Raw genomic sequence first — 20,719 nt, forward strand, 5'->3', positions numbered from 1 at the left:
TGTTGTAATTTAGCCACAGTCCGGGAGCTTTTTTTGCCCTATTTGTGCGTAGCATCGTGACATGCAAAAGAAATTAGGGTGGACAGTGCTGAGCGCACGGGTGTATTGACCAAAGATCACCTCGTTCCAGGCACGACAGAGGTGATCCATCTCAGAGGGATCAAGAGAGGAGTCAAAAGTGCAAGGTAACGTATTGTCTAATAACTGGGCTCTCATTCTAGGGGGCTCCAGCGGTATGGGTTTGGCCACGGCCAAGAAACTCGCTCAAAACGGCTACAATCTGTTTGTCGTTCATCGCGACCGTCGCGGTTCCATGAAAACCGTCGATGCCGCCTTTGATGAAATTCGCGCCATGGGCGTGAAACTCGAAGCGTACAACATGGACGCTCTGAGCAACGAAGGCCGTCAGGCGATTCTGAACAACATCGCGGACACGCTTCACGATGGCAAAATCCGCGTTCTGCTGCACTCCATCGCTCTTGGCAACCTCAAGCTCGCTGCGCCCAAGTCGGATCCGAGCCTACCCTATGACGACAGCAACCTTCTGAACGAAGAGGACGTCTCCCAAACTATTTATAATATGGGAACGAGTCTGCTCTTCTGGGTCCAGGACATTCATAAGCGCGGCATGTTCGCCCCTGATTCGCGCGTGTTTGGTCTGACCTCGGAAGGCAACCAGGTCGCCTGGCTTGGCTACGCTGCCGTGTCGGCCGCGAAGTGCGCGCTGGAATCCATGGCCCGTACCATTGCCAAGGAATTCGCCCCGCACGGCATCCGCTGCAACATCCTGCAGCCCGGCATTACCGATACGCCTGCTCTCCGCCTGATTCCAGGCAGTGAAAGCATGAAAGAACATGCGATCAAGCGCAACCCGCTCGGCCGCATGACGACGCCGGAAGACGTGGCCGGCGTGGTTTATCTTCTCAGTCGCGACGAAGCCTCTTTCATCAACGGCGCCTTGATTCGCGTTGATGGCGGCGAAAGCATCAGCGGCTAAGGGAGCTGTTCATTTATGAGTTCTTATCAAGATCTTCCGCTGGAAGAAAAGTTTTCGCGGATCCTGTCGCTGGTTCCTCAGCGCGAGCCCTTTCGCTTCGTCGATCGCATCATTGAAGTCGACGAGCAGAGGATCGTGGGCCAGTACACCTTCCGTGAAGATGAATGGTTCTATCGCGGCCACTTTCCAGGGAATCCCGTGACACCCGGTGTGGTGCTGGTCGAATGCATGGCTCAGATCGGGCTCGTGGCATTCGCTATGCATCTGAAACTGAGCGCGGGTTTGGATCCTTCGGAATACGTGACCCTGTTTCAAGAAAGCCAAGTGGAATTTTTGAAGACAGTGCTGCCAGGCGATACGGTGACCGTGAAGGCGGAACAGGTCTATTGGCGACGCGGCAAGCTGAAAGCCAAAATCGATCTTTATCTTCCTGGCGAAGTTCTGGCCGCATCCGGTACGATGGCCGGCATGGGAGTGAAGAGTAACAATGCATAAGCAGAGACGAGTGGTGGTCACAGGCCTTGGCGTCGTGGCCCCCAACGCGAAAAATTGCGCGGAATTTGTGGAAGCCTTGCGTGCGACGCGCTCGGGTTTGCGATTCATTCCCCGCCTGCAGGAACTTGGATTCGCCTGCCAGGTCGGTGGCATTCCCCAGGGCATGAAGGAAGTTGCCGAGACGCTCTTCTCGGAAGATCTTCGCTTCGCTATGAACGAGTACATCACCTATGCTGCGATCGCTTCTTTGGAAGCCTTTGCGGATGCGGGCCTCAAACCCGTGCCGGCGAACGCGGACAAAGCGATGGAAGATACCGGCGCCATCATCGGCACCGGCATCGGTGGACTCGATACCTTCTCGGATAAAGTTTACCCCAACGTCGCTGCGCACAAGATCAAACGCCTCGGCTCGTCCGTGGTGGAACAGATCATGGCCAGCGGTGCCTCGGCGCGGGTCGGCGGTTTGCTCGGTTTGGGTGGTGAGGTGACGAGCAATAGCTCCGCCTGCAACACCGGAACCGAAGCCATTGTGATGGGCGTACGCTCCATTCAATGGGGTCTGGCCGATCGCATGGTGGTCGGGGGTGCGGAAGGATCAGACCCGCATATCTGGTCCGGTTTTGATTCCATGCGCGTACTCAATCGTGGTCATAACCACGATCCGGAAGCTGCCTCACGCCCATTGAGCGCAAGCGCCGGTGGATTTATTCCTGGCAGTGGTGCCGGGATCCTGGTGATTGAAGAATTGGAAACCGCGCTGAGACGTGGTGCTAAGATCTATGCAGAAATTATCGGAACAGCTGCGAACTCCGGCGGGATGCGTGCAGGCGGCAGCATGACCGCGCCAAGCGCTCCGGGAGTCCAGGTATGTATACGAAAAGCCTTGATGCAAGCTGAGATTTCTCCTGATAGTATCGACTACATCAATGGTCATCTCACTGCGACAATGGCTGACCCCATGGAGGTTAGGAATTGGTCTGAAGCATTGGAACTCGGTCCTGATCGATTCCCACGGATCAATTCCACGAAGTCCATGATCGGACATGCTCTTGGTGGGGCGGGTGCAATCGAATCGGTTGCCACTCTCTTGCAGATGAACCACGGATTTGTGCATGGGTCACGCAACTGCGAAGACTTCCATCCAGAAGTCCAGGCATTTGAAAACTGTGTGCCCAAACAGTCTCTTGACATGCCGATCTCCATCGCGGCCAAAGCCAGTTTTGGATTCGGGGATGTAAATAGCTGTATCATTTTCAAAAAATGGAGTCAGTGACATGGAACAACAGGAAATTTACTCGAACGTCGTCCGCATTATCTCGAAGCATGCGAAGAACGAAGAAGCCCTCAAGACTCTGAGCCCAGAAACCCACATCATCAACGACCTGCAGGTGAACTCTGCGCGTCTGGTTGATATCGTTCTCGATTTCGAAGACACCTTCGATCTTGAAATCAGCGACGATGATGCCGATAAGATCAACACCATCGGCGATGCGGTCAAACTCGTAAAAGACCTGCTGCACTGATTCTAAGCAATCAAGGTACCCAGCTCGCCCCTTGAGCTGGGTTATTTTTTTCCTTTTGGAATGCCCGACTGTGGAACTCGCAGCCAGACATCGCATATCCCTTCGCGTCCAGAAATTCTGGGGCTGGATCAACCTCTTTTGGTTTGGGCCATTGTTTCTGTTTCTGCTGCGCTTCGTGGGTGGTTACCGCTGCCTGAATCGTGAAGCGGTGCGCGAGAAGCTGGAAGGCATTCTGAAAGATCATCCGAACCGGCCCGTGCTCCTCTGCGCGAATCACATGACCATGATCGATTCGATGCTGATCACGCGCTTCCTCTTCCCGTTCCCGACCCTCTTCACCCACTTCGAACGCTTTCCCTGGAACATTCCCGAGCTGCAGAACTTTGGGGTCAACCCTTTGACAAGGCTGATGTGTTACCTCGGCAAGTGCGTGTACGTGGAGCGGAGCGGCTCTGTGGAATCGCGGAAGCTTTCGTGGTCGAAGGTCACCTGGCTCAATCATCAGGGTGATTTCATCTGCGTTTTTCCCGAAGGCGGTCGCACCCGCATCGGTCGCGTCGATCGTGACGCCGCTGTCTACGGCGTGGGTCAGCTGATTCAGGATAACCCAAGAACCCTCGTCGTCTGCGTTTACCTGCGTGGCAAGGGCCAGGACAATTACAGTTTCTTTCCGCGCTACGGCGAGGAATTTTTCCTGGACGTCGAAGTCTGCGACTGCAAAGTGATTCCGGGCCGTCGCGGCCAGAAGGAAATCACGATGCAGATGTTTGATAGCCTTGAAAACCTGGAGAAGAATTATTTTGCGGCTCGGCAATGACATCGTCGATCGCAAAGCCACAGCCGGTCACAACCCGCGTTTCACCGATCGCATTCTCAATCCGCTGGAAAAATCGAGGCGTCAGTCCTGGTCCCTGGATGAATCCTTCATCTGGTTTTACTGGGCCGCGAAGGAAGCCGCTTATAAGGCCATTCGTCAGTCCCGTGACATTCCCTTTCATCATCGTGAATTCATCGTATCGGACGACATGACGAGGATAGTCTGGAAGGACGAAGCCTTTCAGCTTCAGCTCATCGAAGACGCCGATGCGATCTTCGCCCTGGCCACCGATGGCCAGACGTGCCAGTGTCGTTCGCAGAGGGCTGCTTTTCCCGAGGAACCGACGCCCGCGCTTCAAAGTGAAAAGGCCCGCGCGCTTCTTTTGGATCTGGCGGCCACGCATCTTTCCCTGCCGCGTTCTGAGCTATCCTTTCAGGCTGAAAACCGTATTCCCAAATTGATTCATCAGGGAAAGCCCCTGCCCCACGCCATGAGTCTCACGCATCACGGTCGTTACGTCGCAGCTTCCCTGGCCATCCCATAAGCCCTGGACAGAACCGGGGTCCCCCTATATGCTCTTTGCCCGTCAAACACGAGGACTGATGCATGAGCAGCCACGAATTAACGGACGAAGAAGAGAGCCTGATCCGCGAAGAGGAAGAGATTTTCCGCGACGTGATCGAGGCCATCTATGAAGCCCGCCGCAAGCGGCAGGCCAGCCATGAACATCTGGCCCAAAGGCTGGAGGACCTGCGCGAAGAGGCGTCCAAGGCCAAGACCGCTGACCTTCCGGCGCTCTTCGATCAGATGAACACCCAAAGGGCGCTGATGGAACGTCAGCCGAAAAACACCCTGCCGGATATACAATCGCCCTATTTTGCGCATATGGGACTCGAGGAAAATGGCAAGCGCCGGGAAGTGCTGCTCGGCCATTTGACCTTTCTGGAAAGCCGCAAGCTGCCCATCATCGACTGGAAGCACGCTCCGATCTCGCGCATCTTCTTCAACTACCGCGAGGGCGAGGAATACGAAGAGGAACTGCCGGGCCGGGTCGCCTACGGAAAAGTCGTGAAGCGCCGCGTGGTCACGATTGCTCGCGGCCAGCTCTGGCGCATTCATGCCTTCGGCAAAAGCTATCGGAAAAAAGATGATGGCAGCTGGGTCCGCGATTCCGCTGGCTTCATTCCCAATCTTGCCGGGGGCTCCGGTTCCGCAAGTCGCACACTGCAATCGGGCCTTGGTCTGACCAATACGCCTGGGCCTGATGTATCGGCGCTGCTGGATCCGGAACAGTTCCGACTTTTGACCGCGGATGTGGAGGATCCTCTTCTGATCCTCGGCGGCGCTGGCTGCGGAAAAACCACCGTGGCTCTGCATCGCATTGCGTTCCTGCATCATCAGGATCCCAAGACCTATCCCCAAAATAAAATACTCGTGGTCGTGCCCGAGGAAGGCCTTGTGCGCCTTTCGCGAAAACTCCTCGACAGCCTGGGGCTCGCCTCGGTGGAAGTGCGGACCTTTGATGCCTGGGTTGAAGTGCAGGCCCGTCGCATGCTGCGTTCTTTGCCGGCTCGCGTTTCCGACTACACGTCATCCAATGTCAGCCGCTTGAAAAGGCATCCCGCTCTTCTGAAGATCTTCCCCGAAATCGTACGGCGGCAGTTGGAAGAGATCATCAAGCAGCTCGATCGTCATATTCCAGGTTCGCAGCATCTCCACGGACTTTTGCGGGATCGCACGGACCTCACCATGCTCGATCGCCTGAATCAGGCGGAAGCCCAGCTGATCAAAGAAGCGGAAGCCAACGCCGGCCATACCGCGCCGATGCAGCTGCAGAACATCAAAAAATTCTTTGATGATCGCAGAAAGCGTTACATGAACACCGTGGGCGATCGCGCGGATCTTTATACAAACTATGAACTACTCCAGCTGGCCGCCTCGCATGCGAACGGTCAGATCACAGACGGCATGATCAAAGACACCATGAGTCACGTCATGGAGCAGCTGGGACAGAATGCCGAGCAGCAGTACAGCGGCTATGCCTCCGATGTCTTGGAAACCGTCGATGGCCGCTCCTTGATTGATGATGAAAAAGAGCAGTCGATAGCCGACACGATTGATGTCGAGGACTTTGCCGTTCTCCTTGAACTCCATTACTTCAAAAGCGGCAAGGACGTGTCCCGGCACGGCCGCCTGAAAACCTATGCGCATATGGTGATCGACGAGGCGCAGGATCTGGCTTCCGTGGAACTGAAGGTCCTCGGTCGCGCGCTCGAAGAAGGGGCGGCGATTTCCATCGCCGGGGATGCCGCCCAGCAGATTGATCCCACGCACAGCTTCGCATCCTGGGAACATGTCCTCGATGAACTCGGCCTGCCGCGCGTTCATGCGAATCACCTGCAGACGACCTACCGTTCCCCGGAACCGATCGCGGCCTTTGCGCATGCGATACTCGGGCCTTTGGCTCCCGCGAAAAGACCCCAGGCCATCCGCGATGGATTGCCAGTGGCCAGGACGCTCTTCCCCGATGAAGGCCAGATGGCTGTATTCCTGAGCGATACGCTCACGAACCTGATGCTGAATGAGCCCCTGGCCTCGATCGCGATCATCACCAAATCCTGGGAATACGCGCTGTCGCTCTATAAGCTTTTGGAAGATATTCCGAAGGTGAGACTGGTGGAGGGCGGCGAATTTGAATTCCGTCCGGGCATCGACATCACGCCGGCGTCGGAAGTCAAAGGCCTGGAATTCGATTACGTGATCGTACCGGACGCCAACATCAACATCTATCTGGACAAGCCCGAGGATAGACGCCTTTTGCATGTGGCAGCGACCCGAGCGATTCACCAGCTTTGGGTGATCTCCGTGGGCCGTGAATCGCTGATACTGCCAACGCTGTCCGATTAAACGGAAATCATGCCCTGCTTCTGCAGTTCACGAACGCCTTTCTCTGCCTGCAAAACCTGGGGAGAAAGGCCTTCCTCTTCCACTAAAAAATCATAGGCCGGTTTATAGGGCATGGATTCCAGGATATGCTTGGCCAGATGGGATTTCAAAGTCGGAGTCCTTTCCGCATTGAATTCATGAATCAAGGTGTCCTTCGCAGCGGGATCGAGCTTCATCAGCTCCCGGATGGCTTCCGATTCGAACTCGCTATAGACGCGCATCGAATCCTTGCGCAGATACTGGATGAAGGCTTTCAGCGACTTGAAGCCCCAGGACCATTCCTGTTCCACCTCATCTTCAAAAAGTGAAATGCTGAACAGAAGGGTTAATTCGTTCTTCATGGTATGACTTTCATGTGAGAGGTCCCCGGAATCCAGAACCCTCGGTAATGCAAAGCCGATGCCTGCCTTATGGATGCCGTATCCAATTGAACCTATTGAAATAATTGGCCGCAGAAGCTGTCAACGGCCTGATCGTTGGAGTGAAGTCGCCAAAGCCTGGTCACCCTGCGTGTACACCTGCGCACTTCTTACTTTTCGATGATTTAAGGGTTTTCCCGATGGATTTTCAAAGAAATGGGTCGATGACGAGGATGGACTCAAGTCCTTACACAGGAGACCCCAGGTTATGCAAACTCTTCTGCGCCTGTTCTTTATTGCTCTTCTTGGATTCACGGCAAAGCCGCTATGGGCTGACGCTGTGGAAATCTCGACGGAAATGCATGGACTGGTGATCGGACCATCGCTGCGCTTCATCGAAGACGCCCAGCGCCAGATGACCAGCGAGGATATCTTCGCTTTGGATCCCAAGGCATGGAAATCGAGCCCGCAGCAGAATCCCAACTTCGGATTCACCCGCTCGGCATACTGGGCCCGCTTCCAGATGAAAAATCCCTATGCCACGACCCAGCGCATTTTCCTGGAATATGGTTACGCCAACGCTGATTACATCGACTTCCACATGCCCAACGAAAAGGGCGAATACAGCTGGAAGCGTTCCGGCGATCAGATGCCGATCACCGTGCGCGAAATTTCCTATCGCCTTCCGGTTTTCGTCGTCGATGTTCCGCCCGGTATCCATACCTATTTTATGCGCATTGAAACCGAAGGCGTCGTGCAGTTTCCCCTGAGGGTCTGGACACCGGAGGCTTTTCATAGCAAAAGAGCCTCCGAATCCGCCTTCCTCGGCACGGTCTACGGTTTCTTCCTCGTCATGGTCTTCTATAACCTTCTGCTCGGACTGAGCGTTCGCAGCGCCAGCTCCCTTCTTTATGTTGGATTCATCCTGGCCGGAGCCGGAAATTTCTTTGGCTACCAGGGTCTTTGGCTGGTGTTATTTCCCGACTCGATCAGTCCGCTGCTGGCCAACCAGGGTTTCATCATCTCTTCAGGATTTTTCGCATCCTTTGGCGCCATGTTCACCTATTCGTTTCTGAATCTCAAGGAACATCCACGCTTCATCCGCTGGATGATCTATCTCGGGGGTGCGATTGGCATCTTCGTCGTCCTTCTCTGCCCTTTCTCCTATAACCTTTCTGCCAAAATATCGACGGCCAATGCTTTCGTTACGGCCTTTGCCATACTCGCCGCTGCGGGCCTCGCGTGCTACCGCCGCTTCCGTCCGGCATATTTCTTCACCTTCGCCTGGCTTCTGAGCATCGTCGGCAACATGCTGAACCCTCTGGCTCTGGCGTCCTTGATTCCTGTCAACATGTTCACGCTTTGGGGGCCCTTCCTGGGTGTGGCGGCTGAAGTCGTGCTTATCTCCCTCGCCCTCGGCGACAAGATGCGGCTCGCGCAGGAGGAATCCGAGCAGCAGATCCGTGAACTGAACGCCGACCTGGAACGCAAGGTGGAAGAGAAAACCCGCGATATCATGGCGATCATGAAGAACATCAAACTCGGCATCTTCGCCATTCAGAAAGAAAGTTTCGCCATTCACAAGGATTATTCGCAGCACCTTGAAGACATGCTGCATCAGACGCAGCTGCACAATCGCCCCGCGCTGCCTCTTCTCTTTCAGAACAGCACTCTTTCCAATGATGAGCAGCAGCAGGCGAAATCGGCTCTCGACTCCAGCCTGGGCGAAGATGAAATCGCCTTTGAGACCAATGCCCACTGCCTTCCGCGCGAATTGCATTACAAGGCGCCTCATGCCGAGCAGACCTTTGAACTGGACTGGAACCCCATGACCAACCCCAAAGGCGAAGTGGAGCGCGTTCTGGTGACCTGCAAGGATGTGACGGAAATCCGCCGCTATCAGAAGGAGGCCGAACATCGGCAGAAGGAACTGAACTACATCGCCGAGCTGATCAATATCAGCCAGGAGAAATTCAGTAAGTTCTCGGCCTCGGCTCATCATTTCCTTGAAGAAAACAAGCGTCTTCTCAACGCTTCAGCCCAGAGTGGCGATGTCCTCAAAATTCTTTTCATCAATATGCATACGGTGAAGGGCGCCGCCCGCTCTCTCGGCCTGAAAGAATTGACCAATTCCGTGCATGAGGCCGAAAACACCCTGACCTCCCTGCAGAAGGGCGAAGGAACCTGGGATCGTGAGCGGATGCTGCGTGAACTCGAAGCCGTGGCCCAGTCCCTGGCCCAGTATGATTGGATCAGCACGAACCGCTTGAATCGCTCCCTGCACACCATGGATAGCATCGAAGTCCGCATCGAGGATCTGGAGAAGGAAGTTCAGGCCATTGAAGAACTTCAGGCGAACGTCGATCATAAGACCATGAACAGCTATCTGACGACGATGAAGCGGCGGATGGCCCGCTATGCCTTCCGTCCCGCGGCCGATGTCTTCCGCGAACTCTGTGAGCCGGCGCCGCGCCTGGCCAAGGATCTGGGCAAGCTGGCCCCGCGCATTCACATTGAAGCGTCGGATATCTGCTTCACCCATCGTTCCGTCGAACTCCTGCGCAACGTCTTCGTGCACATCCTCCGCAATGCTCTGGATCATGGCATTGAAACGGAATCCGAACGCAGGATGTCGGGCAAAGCCCCTCAGGGAACCATCGCGGTCAGCATGAAGGTCGAAGCGGACCGCAAACTCTCCCTCTGCATTCGCGATGATGGACGCGGCCTGGCGATCGGCATGATACGGGAAATTGGTATCATCAAAGGCTTTATCAGCAGCGACCAGGCCCCAGGCGCGGATGCCCTGGCCCAGCTCATTTTTGAATCGGGTTTCAGCACCAGCGCTGGCGTCAATGAAATCTCGGGGCGTGGCGTGGGCATGGATGCCGTGAAGCGCATACTCGAAAAAGAAGGCGCCGCAGTGAATATTGAACTGGATAAGACCAATGTCCCGGTCGGTTCCGAGTTCATTCCTTTCTATTTGCACATCACGCTTCCGGTCAGCCTTTACCGGCGCGTGGAAGCGGAGCAGAACCTGGCCATGGTGAGCTGAAGTCCATGCTGAAACTGTTAATAATCCTGCTCTTAGGGCTGCTCGTGTTTGATCGTCGGGCCGAAGGCGACATTCTGCGATTGCCCGGCGTGATGCCAGGGATTTCCCTTGGAACCCACATTGAAACACTTGAAGATAGAACGGGTTCCCTCCTGCTTGATGATGTGCGCGCTCCTGATGCCGGCTTCGTGCCTTCGCATCAGCAGCATCCGAATTTCGGCTTCACCCGCTCGGCTTACTGGGCTCGTTTCCAGGTGGAAAACCCCGGAACCAAACCCATGCCGGCTTACTTTGAATATGGTTATGCCAACACCGATAAGGTGGCCTTTTATTTTCCTGATGAGCAGGGTCAATATCAAAAGAAGGAAGCCGGGGACCGCGTATCCTATGCGACCCGCGATATCGCCTATCGCCTGCCGGTCTTCGTGACGGAAGTGCCGCCCGGCGTTCACACCTATTACGTCCGGGTCCAAACCGAAGGCGTGAACCAGATTCCCCTGCACGTCTGGTCGCCTACGGAATTCGATAGCAAAAGAGCATCCGAGGCCGCTTTTTTGGGCGTGATCTATGGCTTCTTCGTCGTCATGCTCTTCTATAACGCCTTTCTGGGCATAGTCTTCCGCAGCCTATCCTATCTTTTCTATATCTGTTTCATCCTGTGCTCGATCGCCAACCACTTCGGCTATCAGGGCCTCTATCTCGTATTCTTTCCTGCGGAAAGCGCGCATTGGCTGGCGAACGAAGGCTTCATCATGGCGACCGGCGCGCTGGTTTTCTTCGCCTGCACCTTCTCGCTGATGTTCTTGAATATGAATCGCGTGGCGCCGCTTGTGAAGTGGGCTCTGCTTATTGAAGCCGGCCTTGGGCTGCTGGTCTTCCCTATTGCGCCCTTCTCCTACAATATCGCGGTAAAAATCGCGACGGTGAATGCGTTCCTCGCTTCGGGCGTGGTGCTCACCGCCTCCGTGATCGCCTGTGTCAAACGCTATCGGCCCGCGTATTTCTTCACGCTCGCCTGGTTTCTGACCATAGTCGGGAACCTCGCCAATCCTTTGGCTCTGGCCGGCATCATTCCCATCAGTCTTTTCACCAACTGGAGCCATTTCATAGGCATCGCGGTCGAAGTCGTTTTGATCTCGATCGCCCTGGGTGACAAGATGCGACTCGCCCAGGAACGCTCCGAGCAAAAAGTCCGCCAGATGAACGAAAAGCTTGAGGAGATCGTTGACGAGAAGACCCGCGATATCAAATCCATACTGAGCAACATCAAACTCGGGATCTTTGCCATCGTGCCCGAAAAATTCGCGATCCACCGGGACTTTTCCATGCATCTGCGCGAGATTTTCAAGAGCCGGAAGATCGAAGAGAGCAATGCCCTCGATCTTCTCCTGGAAGGCAGCGCGGTCAGCGGCGATCAGAGGCATCAGATCAAAGCGGCCCTGGAGGCGAGCTTTGGTGAAGACGAAATGGTCTTTGAAATGAATGAGGGGGCCCTGCCCAAGGAAATTCAGTATCGGAGCCTCGACAGCACCCAACGCATCCTGGAGATTGATTGGAATCCCATGCTGTCCAAAGCCCGCAAGGTCGAACGCATCCTTGTGACCTGTAAGGACGTGACGGATCTGCGGCTTATTAAATTGGCCGCGGAAAACCAGCAGAAGGAACTCGAATACATCGGTGAACTGATCAATGTGAATCAGGAGATGTTCAGCAAGTTCGCCACAGCCGCGCGCCGCTTTCTGAGCGAGAACGCCGGTCTTTTGCAGAACAACGATGTCATCCGCCCTGACATTCTGAAGATGCTCTTCATCAACATGCACACCATCAAAGGCGCAGCCCGGTCCCTCGGCTTTCGTGAACTGACCAATACCGTTCACATGGCGGAAGAAGCCTTGAGCGAGATTCAAAAAGGCAGCCGGATCGCGGACAAGGCCGCGTTGCTGGCGGAACTGGCCCAGGTGGAGACCTCCCTTGGGACCTATGAATGGATCAACAATAAAAAACTCAATCGCACCCTGCATACGCCGGATACGATAGAGCTGCGCGTCGAGGATCTGGAACGCGAGATTATGTTCATCGAGGACATCGAAAGACTGAAGGACCTTGATTCCGTGACGCGGTCCCTCAGCCAGATGAAGCAGAGGCTCGTGCCCTATGTCTTCCGCAATGCCCAGCAGGTTCTGACCGAGATCTGTGAATCCGTACCCAAACTCGCCAAGGATCTGGGCAAGGAATGCCCCGAGCTGCGCATCGAGGCCAAGGATATTTTCCTGACCCACGCGTGTACGGAGATGCTGCGGCATATTTTTGTTCATATTCTGCGCAATGCCCTGGATCATGGCATTGAATCAGCAGCGGAGCGCACCCTGTCCGGCAAGAACGAACGCGGCGTCATCGACATCAGCATGGTCCCGGATTCCGCCGGCTGGCTCACGCTGACAATTCGCGATGACGGGCGTGGACTTGCCCTGCAGCTGATCAAACAGATTGCCGTCATCAAAGGTTTTTTACCCCAGCACAGTCCCGTGCAGCCCGAAGATGTGGCCCAGTTCATTTTTGAATCCGGATTTTCCACCAGCGCCGGTGTCAGTGACATATCGGGTCGGGGCATCGGGATGGAAGCCGTCCGCCGCCTTCTGCATCAGCATGGTTCGCGCATTCGCCTCGTCTTGAACTGCGAGGGTGATGATGAAAAAAGTTTCGTTCCCTTTTCGTTTCATATCAGTCTGCCGCCGGATATGTTCCGCCGCATGGGACCTCTGAAATCTCTGGCCCTTGTCGTTTAACTCTGCCCTTGCCAGACAGGAAGCATCCTTCTACGATGGCTGCACTTTCCTGTTTGAAAAGTTTTGGCATAAGGAGTTAAACGCCATGAAGATGTTGGCATTCACCGCTCTGCTACTGGCTCCATCCGTCCATGCAGTTGAACATCCGGCGACGTTTCGCGCGTCCTCACCCGAGGCGGTTACTTATTATCAGGATGTCGCTCCGATCCTCAATCGTCAGTGTCAGACCTGTCATCAACCAGGAGCACTGGCCTCGTTTCTGCCGCTCGATTCCTATGAACAGGTCAAGCCTCTGGCGCGATTGATTCGCAGCGTGACGCAATCCAAAAAAATGCCGCCGTTCATGCCTGATAATTCCGGCAGCTGCGCGACCTATGAAAACGCCAGGGTGCTGAGCGAAACAGAGCTTGCGACGCTCGCGGCCTGGGTGGATCAGGGCACTCCGGAAGGCAGCTGGGCTGAACTTCCCGCACCGCAGCAGCCGAATGAACTCCAAGGCTCCACGCATCAAACTGCGATGGAGGAAGCCTATACGCCGAACAAATCCTTGCATGATGACTATCGCTGCTTTCTTTTGAACCCGGGCTTCTCGGGATCGAAATCCCTTTATCTGACCGACTACCTCATGATTCCTGGCAACGATAAACTCGTGCATCATGTGGTCGGCTACCAGGTGACCACCGCACGCGCGGCCGAGGAAGCCCGGAAGAAGGATCAGGCTGATCCGGGACCGGGTTACAGCTGCTTCGGTGGGGCTGGTGTTTCCGGTGTGCGCATGGTCATGAACTGGTCACCGGGGACAGGGATTGTCTCGATGCCGCAGGATACGGGCATTCGTCTGGATCCTGATCTGCCGCTCGTCTTTCAGATGCACTACCATATTATGGATGAGAATCCCGGTTCGGATCAGACGACCATCAAAATGAAGATGGCCGAGAGCGTTCCTTACGAAATGACTCCAACCTTCCTGAGTCCCCGCCTTCCGCTGGTCATCCCACCGAAGACGGCTTCGCACGTGCATGAGGGCACAGCCTCACTTCAGCCTTATTTTGGAGCGGGCAAACCCCTTCGGGTCATGGGCGTGAGAGCCCACATGCATAAACTGGGAAGTCAGATGAATGTGTCGGTGATCAGGGCCGGGAGCCAGGAGAACCGCTGCCTCGTCGATGTCCCGCGTTATAACTACGCCTGGCAAAGCAGCTACTTTTTGAATCAGCCCATCGACATCATGAGTCAGGACAGCTTCAACATTCGCTGCGTTTATAATTCCATGGGAACGGACAAGACCACGACCTGGGGTGAAGGGACGGATGACGAGATGTGTCTCGCCACCATCTATACGATCGAACGGAAGAATTAAAGACTCAGCTCGTGATACTGCGCAACCAGCTGCCCCATCGTGGGCAGCCCTTCATCCAGCTTCTGGGCCTTCAGATATTCAGGGCTCCAGAGCTTGGAAAAGGAACGCTCACCCAGATCGCAGGCAAAGGTCACCACGCGGTGACCCGGCCCCATCTGCAAAGCCGTATGAAGCGCAGCGGCCGCATTCAAAGCCGAACTGCTGCCCAATACCAGTCCATCTTCATCCCGCACGTAGCGCGCGACTGTAATCAGCTGCCTATCCGTCACGCGCACGGCGGTGTCCACTTTCGCCTGAGCAAAGTTTGCGACCAGTCGCATGATGCCGATGCCTTCGGTGAGCGACGAGCCTTCACTCTTGAATTCGCCGGTCTTCACATAGGTATAAAGACCCGAGCCTTCAGGATCGGCCAGCACCACCTTGATATCCGGCAGCTGCTCTTTCAGATAAACCGAGCAGCCCCCGATCGTCCCGCCGGTGCCCGCTGCGGACACCAAGGCATCCAAACGCCCGCTGGTCTGCTGCAGGATTTCCGGGCCGGTGAAATCATAATGCGCGCGGAAGTTCGAAAGGTTTTCAAACTGATTGGCCCAGAAATACTGATCGGGTTTTTCGTCCGCGATGCGCTTTGCGGTATGATAAAAATGTTTCGGGTCCTTGAATGGACAGGGGTCGACCAGCATGAGTTCGGCTCCATGCAGAGCGATCATGCGTTCTTTCTCTGGGGTCTGTCCCTTTGGCATTACCACCAGCATCTTGAAGCCAAAGGCTTTGGCTGCGATGGCCAGGCCGATCCCGGTATTTCCGGCGGTCCCTTCCACGATGGTCATGCCGGGTTTGAGCCGTCCGTCTGCGATAGCGTCCTGAACCATGGCCAGGGCTGCGCGATCCTTGATGGATCCACCCGGGTTCATGAACTCGCATTTGACGAAGATATCACACTGGCTCAAGCGACTGAGGGAAGGGATTTTGAGAAGTGGTGTACGGCCGACAAGTTCCACGAGGTTGTGAGCAAGCATAGGCTTCATGGGTGACAAACTCCTATGGGAATCCCTTCAAAAATGCTGGAATGCATTCCGACCTTGCCACAGATTTTCTGAGGAGGCCAGCGCAGTCTTAAGAGGCGATGCCCGCGCTGGACTCAGCGCCTGGGTGTCAGCCAACATGTGTCAGGGATAATAAAGAAAAAATATTGACGAGCGAACGAGGGCCTCGTGTTTGGCGACTGACGCTCGCGCGTCATCGGGAGGAGCCAAACAATATTCCTCTAGCACCTGAGTGCCAAGTCCCTCATCCACTCGCCCTAAAGGAGTCTGCAACGTTTTATATAAAGCAAGGTGCGGGCCACTGCGGAAAGGCCCCGAGCCTTGGGATAAACGCCGAATACCAAAAACTTTTTTCAAACGCGGCGAAGCCCTTCGCCTGTCAGCATCCTGGTCATGTCTCGAACTGCTACACAGAGCGTTTTCACCGTGTTTTCCCCCGCTAAATCCGCTATTTGGACAATCCTTACCGGGCCTGTAAGGTGAACATTTCTTCATTCCATGCAATCTTTCACGGCCGGCATACCAATTGCACCAAGGCGTACGAGTTGTTGCTGATCTCTTTGCTGTTGCTGAGGTACTGAAGAATGAAGCTGATCCACCTGCCAATGCTAGGCCTTTTCCTGGCAGCTGCGGCCCCGGCCGCCGACCTTTCCATGAATAAAGTGGGCGCCTTACTGCAAAAGCCTTTGGAGCCACAGGTCTATCGCTTGGGTTTGGATTATGTCCAGGCCGATAGCGAGACCGAGCAGCGCGTCATCACAAGGCGATTGAATCTGGCCATCGGTCTGCCGGCCCGGTTCGAATTCGGCTTCGCTCTGCTGGACGTTCAGGAACCGGCGGTCGATCATAGCAGCAAACCCCTGGGCGGCAAGGTCTGGGTGAAGTGGAACATGCTGCAATCTTCAATCTTTAACGCCGGAGCCACGCTGCAGTATCAGCCCGGGCTTGCAGGCGCCGAGAGTTTTTATCAGGCGAGTCAGGACCGGACATCCTTCGGCCTTGACATGAGCCTTGCGCCCTTCACCTGGATGGAAGCCGCTGTCTACGGAAACTACAGTCGTCGGAAGGATGAGCGCCTCGGTGCTCTGGTCCTGGGTGATGAGTCCGTGGTCGGTGCGCGCCTCAGCTTGGGAACGGTGAACTACGGAATCTACGGTGATGCTTCGCAGCGGCATCTGACTGAGGAAAGCCGCAAGCTTTTTGCCCGTGAATGGGAAGCTGGCCTTTATCTGGGAACGGATGGCGTTCAGCTGAAGACCTTTGCCCTGATCCCCGATACGCATCGTTATTTCGGAATGCCGGAACGCGGTTTCGGAGCATCCTTGACCATGACCATCGGCGGGACTGCCAAACCTTTGGATCTTCGCGATCAGCCCGGTGATGCCCTGGAGGCGACGAATAGAGCCGAACGCGCGGCCGCCAGTGAACAAAGCGCCAAGGCTCCCGTTGAAGCGGGCGTGAAGATTCTGGAAACGAACGAGCTCGATGAGTTTCAGCTGCTCGAGAAGAAAGCTCAGGATAATGTGAAGAATCAGCAGGAAACCGCCGCGGAAAAAGCCGAGCGCGAACTGCGCGAGAGCCTGGAAGCCGAAAAGAAGATGGCCGCCCAGAAAGTGCTCGACGATGAAAAAGCCCGACGTGAAGCCGCAGAGGCTTATCAGAAGCGCGTTCAGGACGATCAGGACGCGTACAATGAGTACAAAGATGATGTGAACGAGGAAGTGAACCGCTACACGCTCCCTGACCAGGAAGACCTGAACTGGAACGGCCTGACCCCTTAAACCAGGCCATTATCCCACACCCATAGCCCATCAGCTATTTGGATTAAAATTCTGCCAGATAGCTGTTGCAAAAGACCTGGGGCTCCATTAAGCAAGCTGGAGCTTCAATGTCTTTCTTTGCTATCGAGGTGTTTCTTGAAATTCAAAATCAATGGACTCTCCAGCCTGCTTCTGGCTGCGGCGTGCTTTGCTTGCCATCCGCGCGAAGTCCAAAAATCCGAACAGAAAATAGTCGACACATCCCATCTGGATCGCGATCTGCTTGCATCCGGTCCTTATGGGTTTGACGAGACGCTCTATCAGGTCGCTCCGAGTCTGGATCGCGACATTCTTCCTGAGCCACCGTTCGGCCAGCCGGAAGTAAAAACGGACATTCGCGGCAAACTCTATCTGCCAAAGGGCAATGGTCCTTTCCCCGTCCTTGTTTTTCTGCATGGCAATCATGGAACCTGCGGGCTGCTCACAGGTCCGGGCAATCCAAGGCTGGATACGACGGTCGATTACACGCTGAATGGCTGGTGTCCCTCCGGGCTGGTGGAAGCGCCGAGCTTTCTGGGTTACGAGTATTCCGCAAGGCATCTGGCCTCATGGGGCTACGCGGTGCTTTCCATAAACGCAAACCTCGGCATCACGGGCCGCGATGGATACAACTCGCGTGATGGCGGTCTGGTGTATGCCCGCGGCGCTCTGCTTTTGAAGCATCTCATTAACCTGCGTCAATGGTCGCTCGCGGGGAATGCGCAGGCGCTCGATAACAAGAATCTCGAACTCAAAAATAAATTCGATTTCAGCGAAGTCGGCGTGATGGGTCATTCCCGTGGCGGCGAAGGCGCGCGCTATGCTTATAACATTTATCAGAACGCGAGTGCCGATAGCGTTTGGAAACGCGAACTCCCCGATCTGAGAATCAAGGGCGTCTTCGAAATCGCGCCGGTGGATTTCGGAACGGGCGAAGAACCTTTGAAAGTTGAAGCCCTCGGTACCGCATGGGCCGTGCTCCTGGGCGGCTGCGATCGTGATGTCAGCAACTTCATGGGCCAGAATCCATATGCCCGCATGCTCGGTGGTCAGGACGGTTTCCCGAAAGCGGTTTTTGCCGTCTGGGGCGCGAATCATAATTTCTTCAACACCGAGTGGCAGGTTTCCGATGCACCGCACAGCTGCTTCGGCAATCAAAAGCCCCTGTGGAATACCGCAGCCCAGCCGCTTCCCGGCGGGATTGCAGCCGATGATCCCAACGCGCTGGAAGGCGTGACCGGCTCCGAGTCTCAGCAGTCTTTTGCCAAGGCTCTTATGTTTGCCTTCTTCAAGGCCAACGTCGGCAAGGATGTGGATCCCACTCTGATGCATACCTTCGATTCCCAGTACGCCCTGCCGCGCGCCTTGGATCAGCTCGCACCGAGCAGCCGGGAATTTATTCTTTTGAATCAGAGCGTGCAGGTGGCCCGTCCGGGTCAGACGATGCCGACCAAACATCGGGAAGGCGCCATCACCTGGCAGACGCTCGATGATAAATTGAAAGACGATCTGCCTTTGCTTCAGAAATACTGGGATGCCTTCGCCCAGGAAAACGGCTACACGCGGCTTGATGTCACGCTCCTGCCCGACAGCTTCCCGCGTCCTGCGCTGGTGCTCGAAGCGCCTGCCCTCGCGGAAGCCCAGACTCTTGATATTCCCTGGAGCGAGCCGACCAACACCCAGGATTACTGGACCGTGGACGCCACCCTCTCCCGCCGCACGGGCTGCTATACCTATCCTGAAACCGCCTGCGTTCCCGACTTCAGCACCCTGGAAGTCGAAGTGGCTTTGATTCAGGAAGACGGCAGCGCATCGAACTTTGTGCGCCTGACCGATTACATCAAGCTGCAGAACTATCACAGCAACTATTTTGAAATGGCTTACGCAGAACCCATTGCAAACTCGGGCAATTCCTATAGGCTGGGATTCAGCTACGTGCCGCTCTTGTTTAGCACAGCCCGTTTTGAACTGACGGATTTCGCTTTGCAAAATCCCAAGATCAAGGGCCTGCGCTTCAAATTCCCCGCAGGTCAGCCAGTCTCTTTGGCTCTTGATGAAATCCGGCTGGTTAAACGCGCGAACGTGGCTCACTAAAAGGACCAGAAGCGGAGCCGCCCGACGTGTCGTTACAGACTTTGCGCAAGATGAAGACCGAGTTTCGTGAAGATAAGCCGATCCTTTACTTTCTGCAGGCGGAAGCTCCGCCTCTGAACGAAAGGCTTGGTTCCACCTTCGCCCTGCGGGCCACCGGCTCCATCTTCTGCATCGCCTGCGGCCGTAAGACCAGCAAAAGCTTCAGTCAGGGTTACTGCTTTCCGTGCATGCGGACTCTGGCGCAGTGCGATAGCTGCATGATCAAGCCCGAGCAGTGCCACTATCATCGTGGCACCTGCCGGGATCCGAAGTGGGGCGAGTCATCCTGTATGATTCCTCACCTTGTTTATCTCGCCAATTCCTCCGGCTTGAAGATCGGTATCACGCGCGCCTTCCAGCGGCTCACCCGCTGGATGGATCAGGGCGCCGTGCAGGCCATTCCCCTGGCCACGGTGCAGAATCGCCTGGATGCCGGCTTGATTGAAGTGGCTTTGAAGCAGCATTTTCCCGATAAAACCAACTGGCGTGCGATGCTCAAAGGTCATGTTGAGCCGCTCGACATGGAAGAGCTGCGGGACGAGGCGCTGGGTTTTCTGCCCATGCACCCCTTTGCGGAATCGTCCACCGAAGCGTCTGTGACCCTGACCTATCCGGTGCTGGAATATCCGGCGAAGGTGCAGTCCTTCAACCTCGACAAGAACCCTTTGATCGAAGGCACGCTGCTCGGCATCAAAGGCCAGTACTTGATCTTTGACACCGGGGTCATCAATATCCGGAGTTATGCCGGTTATGAAGTGGACGTAACGTAAACCGTCGAGGCCTGCGGGCCTTTTTCGCCCATTTCCTCATGAAAGCGGACCATCGCTCCCACCTCCAGGTGATCGAAATCACCGGAAACCAAAGCGTTGGCGTCAAAGAAAATCTCGCGCTCGTCGGCTGTTTGTATAAAACCATACTGTTCATAACTCAGAATTCGACTGATCTGCCCCAGGCCCAACGGCTGCTCATGAATTTTCACATCGCCCCGCAGCCTGCGCCCATAATCCTGAAGCTGACGCTGCATGGCTTGAAAGGCATCACGAAGAGCCACGTAAACATCCTCATGGGAATGTTTATCATGCGGCTCATGGGCCACGACCAGCCTTTTGCGGGGCACGTTCACCTCGATGCGGACCTTGAACAGGTTTCCTTTCTGATGGCGGTGATGCGATTGACAAACCACGACCCGGGCATCGGTGATGCGCGGGAATAATTTGTCGAGATGATCAATGTGGGACCAGATTCTATCCGTCACCTCATCGGAGGCGGGAAGACCATCAAATTCAATCTGCACTGGACTTTGCATAAAAACTCCAAATGGATCGCACAGATGATGGCAGACAAGGAAGCTACAGATTTCATAGCATCCTTTTCAAACGAAAACATCATAAGACCTTTTTCTGGTC

At 55.2% G+C, this 20,719-nt stretch carries 16 protein-coding genes; 13 read left to right on the top strand and 3 right to left on the bottom strand.

The annotated features are described in order from the left end of the window. Positions 1 to 178: 178 nt before the first annotated feature. The 7 genes from VFO10_RS14900 (at position 179) to VFO10_RS14930 (ending at position 6,739) form a co-directional block, all read left to right on the top strand. Positions 179 to 997, top strand: coding sequence for an SDR family oxidoreductase (locus VFO10_RS14900; protein WP_325141497.1), 819 nt, complete (start codon positions 179 to 181; stop codon positions 995 to 997). 15 nt (positions 998 to 1,012) lie between these two features. After that, positions 1,013 to 1,492: a FabA/FabZ family ACP-dehydratase gene (locus VFO10_RS14905; RefSeq protein ID WP_325141499.1), complete on the top strand. Its 480-nt coding sequence runs from the start codon at positions 1,013 to 1,015 to the stop codon at positions 1,490 to 1,492. After that, the gene (locus tag VFO10_RS14910; RefSeq protein WP_325141501.1) at positions 1,485 to 2,765 is read left to right on the top strand and encodes a beta-ketoacyl-[acyl-carrier-protein] synthase family protein; all 1,281 of its coding nucleotides are present in this window, start codon (positions 1,485 to 1,487) and stop codon (positions 2,763 to 2,765) included. The genes VFO10_RS14905 and VFO10_RS14910 overlap by 8 nt, the downstream gene beginning before the upstream one ends. A gap of 1 nt (position 2,766) precedes the next feature. Beyond that, positions 2,767 to 3,015 carry an acyl carrier protein gene (locus VFO10_RS14915; RefSeq protein WP_324964654.1) on the top strand — a complete coding sequence of 83 codons (249 nt, stop codon included), beginning with the start codon at positions 2,767 to 2,769 and terminating at the stop codon, positions 3,013 to 3,015. A gap of 70 nt (positions 3,016 to 3,085) precedes the next feature. Further along, positions 3,086 to 3,832, top strand: a complete 747-nt coding sequence (locus tag VFO10_RS14920; RefSeq protein ID WP_325141503.1) for a 1-acyl-sn-glycerol-3-phosphate acyltransferase — start codon at positions 3,086 to 3,088, stop codon at positions 3,830 to 3,832. Further along, positions 3,816 to 4,376: a 4'-phosphopantetheinyl transferase superfamily protein gene (locus VFO10_RS14925; RefSeq protein WP_325141505.1), complete on the top strand. Its 561-nt coding sequence runs from the start codon at positions 3,816 to 3,818 to the stop codon at positions 4,374 to 4,376. Before VFO10_RS14920 ends, VFO10_RS14925 begins: the two co-directional genes overlap by 17 nt. Positions 4,377 to 4,438: 62 nt before the next feature. Further along, positions 4,439 to 6,739, top strand: a complete 2,301-nt coding sequence (locus VFO10_RS14930; protein ID WP_325141507.1) for a UvrD-helicase domain-containing protein — start codon at positions 4,439 to 4,441, stop codon at positions 6,737 to 6,739. On the opposite strand, the gene VFO10_RS14935 is transcribed toward VFO10_RS14930, so the two are convergent. Then, positions 6,736 to 7,119 carry a hypothetical protein gene (locus VFO10_RS14935; protein ID WP_325141509.1) on the bottom strand — a complete coding sequence of 128 codons (384 nt, stop codon included), beginning with the start codon at positions 7,117 to 7,119 and terminating at the stop codon, positions 6,736 to 6,738. The two genes, VFO10_RS14930 and VFO10_RS14935, sit on opposite strands and share 4 nt — an antisense overlap. A 286-nt stretch (positions 7,120 to 7,405) precedes the next feature. On the opposite strand from VFO10_RS14935, the gene VFO10_RS14940 reads away from it, so the two are divergent. The 3 genes from VFO10_RS14940 to VFO10_RS14950 all read left to right on the top strand — a co-directional run bounded on the left by VFO10_RS14940 (position 7,406) and on the right by VFO10_RS14950 (position 14,335). Then, positions 7,406 to 10,189: a 7TM diverse intracellular signaling domain-containing protein gene (locus VFO10_RS14940; RefSeq protein ID WP_325141510.1), complete on the top strand. Its 2,784-nt coding sequence runs from the start codon at positions 7,406 to 7,408 to the stop codon at positions 10,187 to 10,189. Between the two features lie 5 nt (positions 10,190 to 10,194). Next, positions 10,195 to 12,975 carry a 7TM-DISM domain-containing protein gene (locus VFO10_RS14945; RefSeq protein WP_325141512.1) on the top strand — a complete coding sequence of 927 codons (2,781 nt, stop codon included), beginning with the start codon at positions 10,195 to 10,197 and terminating at the stop codon, positions 12,973 to 12,975. A gap of 85 nt (positions 12,976 to 13,060) precedes the next feature. Continuing rightward, positions 13,061 to 14,335, top strand: a complete 1,275-nt coding sequence (locus tag VFO10_RS14950) for a hypothetical protein (protein WP_325141514.1) — start codon at positions 13,061 to 13,063, stop codon at positions 14,333 to 14,335. Here VFO10_RS14950 and VFO10_RS14955 read toward each other — a convergent pair. Further along, the gene (locus tag VFO10_RS14955; RefSeq protein ID WP_349259372.1) at positions 14,332 to 15,354 is read right to left on the bottom strand and encodes a cysteine synthase A; all 1,023 of its coding nucleotides are present in this window, start codon (positions 15,352 to 15,354) and stop codon (positions 14,332 to 14,334) included. The genes VFO10_RS14950 and VFO10_RS14955 overlap by 4 nt on opposite strands. Before the next feature lie 611 nt (positions 15,355 to 15,965). On the opposite strand from VFO10_RS14955, the gene VFO10_RS14960 reads away from it, so the two are divergent. From VFO10_RS14960 to VFO10_RS14970, 3 genes are all read left to right on the top strand, one after another. Further along, complete coding sequence (locus tag VFO10_RS14960) at positions 15,966 to 17,162, top strand: hypothetical protein (RefSeq protein WP_325141518.1); 1,197 nt, start codon at positions 15,966 to 15,968, stop codon at positions 17,160 to 17,162. 135 nt (positions 17,163 to 17,297) lie between these two features. After that, complete coding sequence (locus VFO10_RS14965) at positions 17,298 to 19,274, top strand: hypothetical protein (protein WP_325141519.1); 1,977 nt, start codon at positions 17,298 to 17,300, stop codon at positions 19,272 to 19,274. A gap of 50 nt (positions 19,275 to 19,324) precedes the next feature. Further along, positions 19,325 to 20,083 (top strand): DUF2797 domain-containing protein, encoded by a 759-nt coding sequence (locus tag VFO10_RS14970; RefSeq protein ID WP_414697034.1) that lies wholly within the window; start codon positions 19,325 to 19,327, stop codon positions 20,081 to 20,083. On the opposite strand, the gene VFO10_RS14975 is transcribed toward VFO10_RS14970, so the two are convergent. Beyond that, entirely contained in the window at positions 20,062 to 20,619 is a 558-nt protein-coding gene (locus tag VFO10_RS14975; RefSeq protein ID WP_325141523.1) for an HPF/RaiA family ribosome-associated protein, read from the bottom strand. The genes VFO10_RS14970 and VFO10_RS14975 overlap by 22 nt on opposite strands. Between the last annotated feature and the right edge of the window lie 100 nt (positions 20,620 to 20,719).

Source organism: Oligoflexus sp., assembly GCF_035712445.1.
Lineage (GTDB): Bacteria > Bdellovibrionota_B > Oligoflexia > Oligoflexales > Oligoflexaceae > Oligoflexus.

Excerpts from the sequence above, each read along its gene's own strand:
- VFO10_RS14955 (WP_349259372.1), bottom strand. The coding sequence starts at position 15,354 with ATGCTTGCTCACAACCTCGTGGAACTTGTCGGCCGTACACCACTTCTC.
- VFO10_RS14930 (WP_325141507.1), top strand. The coding sequence starts at position 4,439 with ATGAGCAGCCACGAATTAACGGACGAAGAAGAGAGCCTGATCCGCGAA.
- VFO10_RS14940 (WP_325141510.1), top strand. The coding sequence starts at position 7,406 with ATGCAAACTCTTCTGCGCCTGTTCTTTATTGCTCTTCTTGGATTCACG.
- VFO10_RS14960 (WP_325141518.1), top strand. The coding sequence starts at position 15,966 with ATGAAGCTGATCCACCTGCCAATGCTAGGCCTTTTCCTGGCAGCTGCG.
- VFO10_RS14910 (WP_325141501.1), top strand. The coding sequence starts at position 1,485 with ATGCATAAGCAGAGACGAGTGGTGGTCACAGGCCTTGGCGTCGTGGCC.
- VFO10_RS14945 (WP_325141512.1), top strand. The coding sequence starts at position 10,195 with ATGCTGAAACTGTTAATAATCCTGCTCTTAGGGCTGCTCGTGTTTGAT.
- VFO10_RS14975 (WP_325141523.1), bottom strand. The coding sequence starts at position 20,619 with ATGCAAAGTCCAGTGCAGATTGAATTTGATGGTCTTCCCGCCTCCGAT.
- VFO10_RS14915 (WP_324964654.1), top strand. The coding sequence starts at position 2,767 with ATGGAACAACAGGAAATTTACTCGAACGTCGTCCGCATTATCTCGAAG.
- VFO10_RS14950 (WP_325141514.1), top strand. The coding sequence starts at position 13,061 with ATGAAGATGTTGGCATTCACCGCTCTGCTACTGGCTCCATCCGTCCAT.
- VFO10_RS14970 (WP_414697034.1), top strand. The coding sequence starts at position 19,325 with ATGAAGACCGAGTTTCGTGAAGATAAGCCGATCCTTTACTTTCTGCAG.
- VFO10_RS14905 (WP_325141499.1), top strand. The coding sequence starts at position 1,013 with ATGAGTTCTTATCAAGATCTTCCGCTGGAAGAAAAGTTTTCGCGGATC.
- VFO10_RS14935 (WP_325141509.1), bottom strand. The coding sequence starts at position 7,119 with ATGAAGAACGAATTAACCCTTCTGTTCAGCATTTCACTTTTTGAAGAT.